7 protein-coding genes are annotated in these 11912 nt (G+C 42.8%); 3 read left to right on the forward strand and 4 right to left on the reverse strand.

The window, feature by feature from the left end; translation table 11 throughout:
- Positions 1 to 242: 242 nt before the first annotated feature.
- From KYK27_RS11980 to KYK27_RS11995, 4 genes are all read right to left on the reverse strand, one after another.
- Complete coding sequence (locus KYK27_RS11980; protein ID WP_199110293.1) at positions 243 to 1736, reverse strand: peptide MFS transporter; 1494 nt, start codon at positions 1734 to 1736, stop codon at positions 243 to 245.
- A 683-nt stretch (positions 1737 to 2419) separates the two neighbouring features.
- Positions 2420 to 3760, reverse strand: a complete 1341-nt coding sequence (locus KYK27_RS11985; protein WP_199110294.1) for a tetratricopeptide repeat protein — start codon at positions 3758 to 3760, stop codon at positions 2420 to 2422.
- 68 nt (positions 3761 to 3828) lie between these two features.
- Positions 3829 to 5910 carry a DUF4331 family protein gene (locus KYK27_RS11990; protein ID WP_199110295.1) on the reverse strand — a complete coding sequence of 694 codons (2082 nt, stop codon included), beginning with the start codon at positions 5908 to 5910 and terminating at the stop codon, positions 3829 to 3831.
- 862 nt (positions 5911 to 6772) lie between these two features.
- Complete coding sequence (locus tag KYK27_RS11995) at positions 6773 to 7945, reverse strand: MFS transporter (RefSeq protein WP_199110296.1); 1173 nt, start codon at positions 7943 to 7945, stop codon at positions 6773 to 6775.
- A 673-nt stretch (positions 7946 to 8618) separates the two neighbouring features.
- Here KYK27_RS11995 and KYK27_RS12000 point away from each other — a divergent pair.
- The 3 genes from KYK27_RS12000 to KYK27_RS12010 are packed head-to-tail and all read left to right on the forward strand — an operon-like array spanning position 8619 to position 11805.
- Positions 8619 to 9932, forward strand: a complete 1314-nt coding sequence (locus KYK27_RS12000; RefSeq protein WP_199110297.1) for a hypothetical protein — start codon at positions 8619 to 8621, stop codon at positions 9930 to 9932.
- 5 nt (positions 9933 to 9937) lie between these two features.
- Complete coding sequence (locus KYK27_RS12005) at positions 9938 to 10351, forward strand: hypothetical protein (RefSeq protein WP_199110298.1); 414 nt, start codon at positions 9938 to 9940, stop codon at positions 10349 to 10351.
- A 2-nt stretch (positions 10352 to 10353) separates the two neighbouring features.
- Positions 10354 to 11805, forward strand: coding sequence for a hypothetical protein (locus tag KYK27_RS12010; RefSeq protein WP_199110299.1), 1452 nt, complete (start codon positions 10354 to 10356; stop codon positions 11803 to 11805).
- The last annotated feature ends 107 nt before the right edge of the window (positions 11806 to 11912 follow it).

Genomic DNA, 11912 nt, shown 5'->3' on the forward strand with positions numbered 1-11912 from the left:
TAAAAATGTATTGCTGAAAATTATTTATTACTTCCAATGCTACAAATAACTCCGCTGGCATTTGAGTATTAAAGTTAAAAGAGAGGCATACTGAAAAAAGCCAATCCACATTAAGTGGATTGGCTTTTTACTATAATAGGCCAAAATATGGAATTAAACATCCATTGGTTTGGTACTATACAATTAAATGGACATTTGTCAACTGATAACTTAGAAAAGAGTCACTGCTATTCTAACTTTAGTTAGCGGACATCGGCCATCCATTTGCGGATCACAGGTCCTAAAAGAATGAGAAGGATACCGAAGCCAATGGCATAAATCCCGATTTTACTGATGATATCAGCATAGTATGGCAACGAGAGCACCGGGTTGTCAACCACGTCTTCGGGAACACTCATCAAAGCACCGATCTTGCCAGCCAAAAACTCCCCGATAGCACTGGCAAAAAACCAGATACCCATCATCATGGCCACAATTTTAGTCGGCGCCAGCTTAGTTACCATCGACAACCCAATAGGAGAAATACAAAGCTCTCCACAGATGATAAAGAAGTATCCAAAGATAAAGGCGGGTAAAGAGATCAATCCCGATTCGGCACCCCAAACGGTGGCAGCATAAAAAGTACAGAAACCCAACCCGAGCAATACAAACGATAAGCCGAATTTTAAGGGAGTAGACGGCTCCATGCCCCTGCGGTTGAGTGCCGGCCAAAGCCAGGCAAAAAAGAAGCTGAGCACTATAACCCAGGCAGGTGGCAAAAAGTTATTCACCGCTAATGATGGCAGTTCCATGCCCGCTACATGCATGTCCACGTTACGCATGGCAAACAGGTTAAGTGAGCCGGCATTCTGCTCATAAAAAGCCCAGAATAAAGTTGAGAAAATAATCAGTACCAGCGCTGCAAACAGTTTGTTGCGGGCAACACTATCCAGTTGAAAAGCTATGTATAAGATGTAGGCCAGGGAAATAGCACCTAGGCCAAACATAATAAGGTCCATTAGCTCATAGCGGTGGAACAGCGCTACTATTACCGGAATAACAAGTAGAGAGCCAGCATAAATATAGATCTCAGTAGAAATGCCTGCAAACAGGGGCTTTTTCAGTGTTGCCGGATCAGGGGGAAGTCCTTTCTCATTTAACGATTTGCTGCCTATAACAAATACAACCAACCCCAGAATCATGAAGATACCGGCCATACCGAAACCATAATGCCAGTTTATTTGCTGCCCCACATAGCCACAAAGTAATCCGCCGAGTGCTGCCCCTATATTGATGCCCATGTAGAAAATGGAAAATCCGCTGTCTTTGCGTGGGTCATTGTCAGCGTATAAAGTACCGACCAAGCTGGAGATATTCGGCTTAAAGAAGCCATTACCACAAATAATAAAAGCCATTCCTAAAAAGAAGCTCCAGTCCTCGGGCACAGCGAGTACCAGGTGACCAATACTCATCAGAATGCCACCATAAAGTACTGCCTTGCGATAGCCCAGGTATTTATCGGCCATTACACCACCGAACAGGGGCATGGTATACACCAGTGCTGCATAGGAACCCAGGATGGCATAACCTTTCGGCTCATCAAACTTTAGCTCCGTTACCATGTAGGCAAGCAGCAGTGCTTTCATGCCATAAAATGAGAACCGCTCCCACATTTCGGCGAAGAACAGCATGTATAATTGTTTCGGGTGACCGGTTTGTGCTGGCGCTTCCGGGATTTTAGGTTCTGTCAGGTCCATGAGTTTCTTAATAGCCTTTAGTGCTGTAAAAACACCTTAAAGATTAAAATGCAATTTAAACAATGTTAGCACAGATGTATGCTAATATATGAATTATCTGACCTCCTGGCTTGCCGCTAGTGTAAAGTAATATTTTGAATAATTGAGACTACAATTGGGCCTGCAAATCCCGGATTTTAGCGGAAGCTACCCCTAAATATTGGTTTTTAGCAACTGTTTACCTTTATATTGATCCTGTAAAGAGATCTTTCTTCCTCTCTACAGGATCAAATTCTGATATATACTTCTGTTGGTTGGATGTGAGATTTGTTTTACTGCTGGCAACAAGGTAGACAAGGTAAATTAGAGAGGGCGGGGATATATTAGTCGTGGGGAGAAAGAAAAAGGCGATTGTTAAACCGCCTTTTCTATAGGTAAGCCAAAAATTTAATTATTTAACTGTTTTCTAAATTGTTTAGCCATCCTTTTGAATTCATGTAAGGTTTGACAAAGTAGCGTCTGCGATTCTTTACTACAGGTTTAAAACCTTCTTTTTGGCTATTGCCAGCAGTATAAGCGTGAGTGAAAGTTTTTTCACATGTATGCTTTTGAAGAGTCAGCTATATTTGTGCTGCTTGCTACTTTTTATCAGCAGGTTTTTGTTCGTGAATAACTACTACATCAGAAGCTAACGGGCGCAATTTTTAAAGTTTAGAGTATGATTTTCTTAGAAGCGATTTCGCTTCATTGGCAATCGCATCATCCATAAATGGGTTCAGGCTGAAAGAGTGCTGGACAAGCTTCTCGCCGGCTGCCTTATGGCCTAATTTATAAGAAACTAAACCATTAAGACACAATAAGCCCGGATCCTGGCTATTGGTTATAGTGGCCTTCTTTAAATAACTATTTGCTTTTTTATAGTTGCCCTTGTGGTAATATATGGCAGCAAGTGTTTTGTTTACATCTATATTTGCTGGCCGCTTTTTGTATTCCTTCATCGCAAAAGTCAGAGCTTCATCATAGTTCTGCTCCAGGTCCATGTAAGCATGTGCAAGTTCTAGGTTCATATCGTGCCCTGCTTCCTGGTCTTCTTCAAAACCGGCCAAAAGTTCTTTAGTTATAGTTTTGGCTTTTTTATGCTCTCCTGTTTTATGGTAAAGGCGCGCCAGTTCCTGCTGAAAAGAAAATTCAGGAATAGTGTTCGCGGCTTCAGAGTATAGTTTGATCGCTTCCCTGGTATTTCCCTGTTTAGCTTGTAGCCGGCCTAAACCACCTTTGGCAAAGGCATAGGAGGGACGTTCTCTTAAAATCTGTTGATAGGTAAGCGCTGCCAGTTTCAGATCTCCTTTCTTCTCGTAAAGCCCGCCAAGTGTATACATAGCCCATGAGGTTTGCTCCAGACCGGGATAGCCAGCCCTGGCTGCCAGCTCCATTGCTTTTATAGCACCATCTAAATCTCCATGTATCTCACGCAGATACGATATGCGGGCATAGGACATCAGATCAGGACGGATAGAGACCATTTTATCTGCCATTTTTATAGCTTCGTTATAGTTGCCTAGTTCCAGGTTTGCATCGCAAAGTACACCGTATACAGATGCTCGTTTTGCATTCAGGGCTTGTGCTTGTTTGCCTGTTTCAAGGGCTTCCTTAAATTTGTGCAGCGAAAGCTGTATCATGCCTTTTGCTATAGTTGCTTCATACCTCACCTCCGGAGCTGCATTCTTTCGGTCAAGCACTTCATCTATCAAATCTAAAGCAGCAGGGTAGTAGTAGGGGTGCTCGCCTGTAACTCTTGCTTCCTGCATATAAGCTAGAGCAAGTAATAGTTTACTTTGAGTGTCTCCTTTGTCTCTTCTTATTTTATATTGCAGGCCTTCTATGGCTGCTTTGGTATTCAGCCACTCGCTGCTTGTCGAAATCGGCCCCTGCCTTTGTTTTAGTGGAGGTATAGGTTTTTCATGATTTCTGTTATAAACAAAAGCAGTTGCTGCAGCTGCTACTAAAAGTATAATAGTTAGTGTATAAAGTATTTCTCTTTTCATATAGCTCAGTATTTTTGTTCAGGATGAAATAAAAAGCAGGCCGGTGGAGGGCCGGCCTGCTTTATTGATTATTCAGCAACTATAATTTTAACAGTTTGCTTTTTACCATCTTTGTCTTGCATAGTGGCATAGTACATGCCCTTACCAAGTTTACTTACATCCAGCTTAAGTTCGTGTACACCGGCTTTATGTTTTTTTCCCTCCATTGGTGTAGCTACAAGTCTTCCGGCAGCATCATATACTTTAAGCGTTAAAGCTGTTTCGTTTACCAGATTAAAGCGTAGTGTGGTAGATTTTGAAGCCGGGTTCGGATACGTTTCAATTTTATCTGCCGTGTTGCTTGGCGGCGTCATATTCAAGTGCAAGCCTTGTATGTTCTGCATTTCCGGCATGCCATTGTCACCACAGTCGCAGGTTCCGCCTTCCAGTCCACTCCATGGCTTTGCCATGTATGGAAAACCTAATAGGAATGGTGCATCGTTTTTATCTACACCATCAGTGAAATTAAGCACTGTAAGCAGATCAGGAGTTACCGGGTTAGGGCTGCCGGGTATGTAGTCGTCATACCATAAACCTATGGCTGCCAATACCACACCACTAACTGCCATTACCTCAATGTCCGTTACGTCATCTTCTAAGCGACGACCATTCGGGAAACCGTCCATATTAGGTATGAAATCCCAGTCTGTGTTTTGGTTAAACCGTGGATCTGTAAGCCCGAGCACAGCTGCCTGTACTAAGCCCAGCCTACTAAAGTCAGGGGAATCACGTTCTGTATGCGGTGTGGCCATGTTTACACGCAGCATGTCGCCAAAAACAGGAAGGAAATTGTTAACGAATGGTTTGCCTTTTGCCAGTGGATTGCCATTTTTACCTGTTGCCAGTTGGTACGGTGGTAAATTAGGAACACCAGTCATAAACAGAGGCAAAATATCAACGGAACGTGGCTGATTTGGTCGGAGCAGATAATTACCAAACAGGGCAGGGTCTAAAGCGGTACCTTTAACTGCATCAGTATGTAACAAAGGATACAACCCATCCTGGCTGTTGCGGAAATCGAACTGGCCCAGCGAATTAGTTTGCAACGGTAGCATTCCGAGTTGTGGTACAGCATCTCCATAGGCAGTATTATCAATGTAAAGTGCCAGCTCCGGATTTGTGAAATACTTATCAAATGTGCCCTTCTCTTCATAAGGAGTCATGGCATTCCACTCATCTTTGCGACCAATAGGTATTATAACTTCGTTTGTTAACGGCATTCCTAAGCGTGAAACCTGAACAAGGGGGCCATTGGTACTTATCTTCCCATTTTTTTCTCTCACTGTAATCTTTGGTCTGCTCGCAGATGCCCAAACACCTATAACATAATCAGAGTCTAGTATGCTTTTAGCATCATCCGGATGTCTTCCATCTTTCTGCAGTACATCAATTGGAATATTCATGGCAATGGTATGCACGTTTTTGCATTTCAGGCCATCCACTGCATTTTCTGGTCGTAGGTTTCCAAGATCGAAGAAGGCACCTACATCAATAAAGAACGGGTCATCTACCGGACCAACAAATATCTTTTCGCCAGTACTTAATCTTTGTATTCCTTCAATCAGTGACTCCTGATGATAATTGCTGTTTAACCCAACTGCATCGGTTATGGTGCGTGGCCCCTGGTTTGGTGGTGGTACAACAGCATTACTTAGGATGGTGGTAAACGATCGACCGTTGTCTGTACTCTTCATTACATTGTAGGTTACTTTCTGATTTTCTTTGCCTAACCGGATATTAAAGAAAGTAGTAGGGTCTTCGTCTGTTTTACTAAAGTCAAAACGGTAAATAATGTCATCCCCTTTAGTAGCAGGATTGTTTTTGATGTGAATATCATACATCACATCCTCGCTGAAATCATAATAATAAGGACCAGCCTGTGGTAACTGGAAAGGAATATAGTTAGCTATGATTACCATTCGGCTTGGGTCAGTCGGATTCCGAAAAGCATACACATCTGTATTATCAGCAAGAGGATCGTTCAAAATGTTCGGAGCTTCTCTGTGGCTGGAAGACTCTAAGAAGTTTGTTTGGGAACCCACTATTGCAATTCCGGCAATAGCGAGAACCGTCAGCCATATTCTATGGCCTGTTCTGGTAAAAAACATCATAAACTAAAATATTAAGATGAAAAAATGTGAAACAGAGGGTGCTTCAAGGGATTAGTGTAGCAAGTGCGGAATACGGTAATTAAAAATAGTACTCTTATCCAGGGGTCTGCGATATGAGTACAGAAGCAAATATGTAAGACTATGTATTGATTAATTTACGAGTTGCAATGGCTAACGGATTTCGGATTAGTGCAAATTTTCTATAAAATTGTAATAACTATAATGTTGAATTATAATAATATTAATATGTGTGAGGTAATGATTGTATTTACATAATTAACTATAGTTTTTAAAGCATTTAAATCAATTAAGAATTATAAAAAGCTTTTGGTTACATGAAGTTAACATAGTGAAATCAGCGGAAAGGAGTATTGCTTTAAGAGGCAATGTTGTACTTTAAGAACAATAAAAAAACAAACTATAATTGAGTAATTTCAAATGTAAATTACTGGTTTATAAAGAAATATGATTAAAATATATTTAAGCTTCGAGTTTTATTTGTGATGCGGTTTTACTTCAGCCAAACAGCTCTCGTTCTGTCATTGAATCAACTAGAAGATTCTGGTCTTTTTTGCTATTGCTCACTCTAATGTTACTATTTAGATTATTTAAGTATTTGTAATATTGAACTTTTGATTGATGCAATTATCCATGTCTACCGAACATTTAGAAAAGGAAGCCCGCTTTTTTACATGGTGGGCTTTTCTTACTTAAAAGGTGTTTAGGTTTCCTGAAAGTAGCCTACAGATATACCTTCCAATTAGTGAGTAATGGTCATTGCGTAGCGTAGTCAAACGCTTTGATATCATAGTTCTTGTAATTCATGCATAGTTACAGGAAGCCCTGTTATGATTATTAAAAGTCAGCCTAACGTCTTTCTTGCGAAGAAGGAAATCAACATGCCAGGAACAGCCAAGGCAATAGCCATATAAGTTAATGCTATGGGAGAATAAGCACCGAGCAACAAACCGGCACCAGAAGTTGCTAGCATAATGGATAGATTAAATGCAGAAGACTGAACTGATGTGGCAACGTCTTTAGCGCTCTCTACCTGTTTACTTATTGCCGCTTGAAACAAGGTAACCAAAGGTCCGAAAGAAAGTCCCCATAAAAAGAAAGCAAAATGTGCTATTCCTGTAATCCTACCGAATAGCAGAAAAATAGCCATGGAAATGATCAACAAGGCAAACATCGCGATTGTAAGCAGCCTCAGGTATACATCGGTGTATTTTATGGCCAGCAATACGGAAACCAAGGACCCTGCCCCGAAAAGTAATAAAGCACTTTCTGTTCCCCCGGTAAGCTCGATTTCATTGACAAGGCTTGTGATATATACATATACCCCATAATGTGCACCCACCCCAAGCAGGGTAAGCAAAAGGACAATCAGAACTGCCGGGATTTTGAGCAAGGCAAATGGTGATGAGCTTTGGGTAAGTTTCTCTCCGGGAGTGGGAGGCAACACAAACAAACTAATCAATGCAATAGCAAGAATGACTACCCCTAGTGCAATAAATCCAGCTCGCCAACCAAATTCGTTACCGATAAAGGTCATGAGTGGCATCCCCAGACTAATGCCCAAGGTGTTACCTGCCATTATTACCGCAATAGCCTTTCCGTGATAATCCTCATGCACCAGGCGCATCCCGTAGGCTGCAATCATGGGCCACATCACCCCTGCACAAATCCCACCTATAATCCGCAGGAATATAATCACTGTATAGTTCAGCAAAAGCGCTGCAGCGATATTTGAAACAGCAAAACCTACGAGCAGGACCAATAACAAGATTTTTCGGTTGAATTGCATCGTCAGTGAAACAAGTGGGATTGCGAAAACAGCAGATGCAATGGCATAGTAACCTACCAGATTGCCGCCTTGCACCTCGCTGATATTCAAATCAGCCATCATTTGCGGGAGAACACCAGAAGGCATTAACTCAGACAGAATCCCAACAAAAGTTACAGAAGACATCAATAGCATAATCAGCCATGAGAAATGCATATTAGCACTGACAGCAGTTTGTTGTTGACGCATGAGTTAGCTTTTAGAGCCCTTTTAAAATTTGTTAATTCTGATAGAGTGAGATACCCTACTCCTTAGTTTTCAGACTGGGTATCATTTGGTGCAAATCTAACAGACACTTTTGGAGCCCGTAGATCAGGTGCTCCTGCCTGAAATTAACACATGAAATCACTTTATAGCGAAACTATAGTTCCTGCACCGCTGCGCTCAGGTTAATTACACCTTAAATTCTTCAGCCATTTTCCTGAATTTTAATGTCACGGCTGCTCTCATTTTATCTGCTTGATCAATGGTCTACTGAAATTGAAATATACGAGGCCGCTATACGTGGCGATGCAATATGATTTGTAAGTGAAACTTTTGAACAGAGTATTTGGGAAATAGTTTCTGGTCACTGCTACAAAATGGCGAATGAGCGACCTGTAGTTATTCTTACCTATTCTTTTACTCCTTTCAGGCATACTCACTGTTCCTGTGTTTTACATAGGTTACCAATGTATCTAATACCTCTTTTATATCGTTAGATACCTATACTTCCTTTAGGACAGCGAAGTACTATACAAACTACTTGTGATTATCTAAAAACCTTATTTGCATTTTAATAGTATTGCCCACGACTTAACAACAATCAATGCATGCTCCAAAAATGGTAGAAATTAGATTGTATTTATTGCTGATATGCAGTATGCTTCTAATAAGTGGTTGTTATAAAAAACAATCTGCGAACGAAGAGACTGAACCAGTCAAAACTACACCCGCTATAATTGAAAAAAACGCCCCTTCAGGTAAACCTGCTACACCTCCCGAAACGACTACTCCCTCCAAAGTTGATGTGAACGTGTACCTGGAAATCTCAAATGGGATGAAAGGCTTTATGCCCACACCAGCTGCCGGAAAAGAAGCCACTACGTTTCAGAACAACCTGGTTAAACTGATCTCAGAAGTGCAGGACGGACGCTACGTGGATGAGAAAGGCTTTTACCTGGCTAAAGAGGATGCGCAAAGTCGCCCTGTGCTGGATAGCGTGTCATACAATACCATGAAAAGCTACATCGTTAGTGGTATTAAAGATGATGTACGTGGCACACCGCTTCCGGCTATGCTAAAAGCAGCTTTGCAAAAGTCTATAGAGCAAGGGGCAGTGAGTGTGATCATTTCGGATTTTATTCATGGCCCGGACCCACGCGATCAGGGGCAGTTCATTTCCCTGGATTCTGACATCCGGAGCAGTCTGCGGGAGGCCGAGCACCAGGGACTGGCAATTGCCATCCTGGGTAACACATCTGAGTTTTTTGGTAACTACTACCCAGCCGTCAAAAAACCGGAAATCAGACGCTCCCTCAATGGCGGAGAGATACCGTATTATATCTGGGTTATCGGCAAGCAGGAAGATGTGCAGGTTGTTACGAACAAGGTGCTGCGCAATCTGCCGGCCCAGCAGGCTTACTTCGGCTTTGAGTATGAATCCATACCGTATTCTGCGTTACTTAAAGAAAAAGCATTTAAGCCGGCGGGTGTAGTGTATTGCAGTAGCCGCAATGCTGACCCTTGTACTTCTGTTAATCTTCAGCCAGAGAAGAAAGAGCCAGTAGAGTTTACCATTGGCCTGGATCTGAGCCAGCTGCCCCTGTCGATGCAAACTATAGATTACCTGAAAAAGAATCTGAAAGTAACAAGCACTGGCAGCAGGTCAACTATAGTTTCGGTTACAGCTGCTGATGAAACTATAAAAGCCACACCAGACCTTGCAAAGTATACCCATTTTGTACGGGTACGCGTACCGGAGCTTACAGCCAACTCTGGAACAATATCCGTGCAACTGCCGCAGGTAACACCAGCCTGGATCTCTGGCTGGTCTACGGATAACGACAACAACCCGGCAGCTGACCCCAAAAAGACATACCAGTTAACAAAGATAGTAGACGGCGTACAGGCACTTTACCGCGACCAAAACGACTTCGTATTTAATGCAACTATAGAATTTAAAAAAGCAGACTAACACCCATGATACAAAATTTTTTTTCCGGACTTTACGAACTGTTTTTAGGCCGGCCGATCCCTGCGAACTTCACCAACGATTATCGTGAAGTTGTATTCCCGAACACCGGGCTGATGCTGTTCATCATCACACTGTCAATCGTGATCATCTATTATTATGTACTGAACCGTGCCATGAGCACTGGATTGTACAAGCCGAAGCATTGGGTCATGTTCCTGATCCTGAACGCAATCATCGCCTTTATCATCCCGGTCATGCAGGTAACCGGCAACGAGATCGAGACGCACTCTTATACTTATATGTTCGCTTTTGTGAACGTGATATACAGTCTTATACTTTTCTTCGTTTTCTCTATACTACTCAAAAGGGGATCCGTGCAGGCATGGACAACTCCAATGAAATGGCCCAATAAAAAATAACTATGGCAAAGCTTTTTGTATTCGGAATAGGTGGCACCGGTTCCCGCGTGATCCGTTCGCTGGTCATGCTGATGGCTGCAGGTGTCAAAATTCAGAACTGTGATAAAATAGTACCGATCATTATTGACCCCGATACCCAAAACGGCGACATGAACCGCACTGTGGAGCTGCTTAAAACATACAAGCACATCCACGATGCACTCGGTCGTCGCGACGAAGGTTTCTTTCATACCGATATCAGCACATTGTCAAGCATAGCCGGCGATGGCACAGCCAAAATCCGCGACAGTTTTGTATATGATTTCGGTGGCATCAACAAGCCTTTTAAAGATCATGTAGGCTACAACCAGCTCGACATCGAGAGCCAGGCGCTGATCGATCTATTGTTTACGCCGGAGAACCTGAACAACAGTCTGGATGTGGGCTTCAGGGGCAGTCCGAACGTGGGGAGTGTGGTATTGAACGAGATCATCGATTCTCCTGAAATGCGCTTCTTTGCTTCCAACTTCCAGGCAGGGGACCGTATCTTTTTTGTGAGTTCGATATTTGGCGGAACAGGCGCTGCCGGTTTCCCGCTATTGCTTAAAAACTTTAAAGATTCTCGTTCAGGTTTGCCTAACGCAGCCAGCCTCAACTCAGCTTTAACAGGTGCCATGGTAGTATTGCCATACTTTTCGTTAGAGCAACCGGCCGCTGGTGTAGAAGCTGACTTTATCGACTCCAATACCTTTACTACTAAGGCGAAAGATGCATTGTCTTACTATCAGAACCATCTGAATGGAGTGAATGCGGTTTACTACATGGGTGACACGCCGGACAAGCCGATGGAGAATAACCCGGGCCGTGCCAGCCAGAAAAATGATGCGCACTTAGTAGAACTGTTGAGCGCTTTGGCTATAGTTGACTTTATGGATTACTCGGATAATGAGCTTTCGGGCAACGAAGTGTACCATGAGTATGGCTTGCGTGAAGATGTAAGCCAGGTACAGTTTCAGCATCTGGACAGCGAAACAAGAGATCGTATTGCCAAACAATTTATTCGATTCCATTACTTCGAACGCTATTACTCCACCCATCTACCTGACGACGCACAGGCAGCTTATGCCAAAGGCGTTGACCTTACAGGTGCTATCCGCAACGAGCCGGTATTTAAAGAGCTGAACAAGTTTTTAGCAAACCCTGAGTTTGGTTACCAGTCGTGGTTGCGTGAGTTAGGCCGAAAAGAAAGAACTTTCGCTGCACTTAACCTGAACGAATCAGACTTCAACCGCATGGTATCGGATAAGCAAATTGAGACAGGCTTTCTGAACAAAGGTATCCACCAGGGCTCCTTTGTAAAAGAACTTAACCGCGCTTCCGAATCCATCTCTGACCGCGACGCTTTCAAAGCAACTATAAAAGCTTTTGAAACGGCTACTAATAACCTGGTGGAAGAGAAGCTGAAGTATAGCTAAGTATAAAGTATGATTTATAGCGCGAGCCTCCAGGCTCGTGTTTACTATAGGGTGGCCTCTGGCCACTGTAAACCAAAAGTATAGATGTTATTAAAGGGCCGGAGGCC

The organism is Pontibacter populi (assembly GCF_019336435.1).
Lineage (GTDB): Bacteria > Bacteroidota > Bacteroidia > Cytophagales > Hymenobacteraceae > Pontibacter > Pontibacter humidus.

What these genes read in the sequence shown, in the direction of transcription:
- KYK27_RS11980 (WP_199110293.1), bottom strand. Translation starts at nt 1,736, where the DNA reads ATGGACCTGACAGAACCTAAAATCCCGGAAGCGCCAGCACAAACCGGT.
- KYK27_RS12010 (WP_199110299.1), top strand. Translation starts at nt 10,354, where the DNA reads ATGGCAAAGCTTTTTGTATTCGGAATAGGTGGCACCGGTTCCCGCGTG.
- KYK27_RS12005 (WP_199110298.1), top strand. Translation starts at nt 9,938, where the DNA reads ATGATACAAAATTTTTTTTCCGGACTTTACGAACTGTTTTTAGGCCGG.
- KYK27_RS12000 (WP_199110297.1), top strand. Translation starts at nt 8,619, where the DNA reads ATGCTTCTAATAAGTGGTTGTTATAAAAAACAATCTGCGAACGAAGAG.
- KYK27_RS11990 (WP_199110295.1), bottom strand. Translation starts at nt 5,910, where the DNA reads ATGATGTTTTTTACCAGAACAGGCCATAGAATATGGCTGACGGTTCTC.
- KYK27_RS11985 (WP_199110294.1), bottom strand. Translation starts at nt 3,760, where the DNA reads ATGAAAAGAGAAATACTTTATACACTAACTATTATACTTTTAGTAGCA.
- KYK27_RS11995 (WP_199110296.1), bottom strand. Translation starts at nt 7,945, where the DNA reads ATGCGTCAACAACAAACTGCTGTCAGTGCTAATATGCATTTCTCATGG.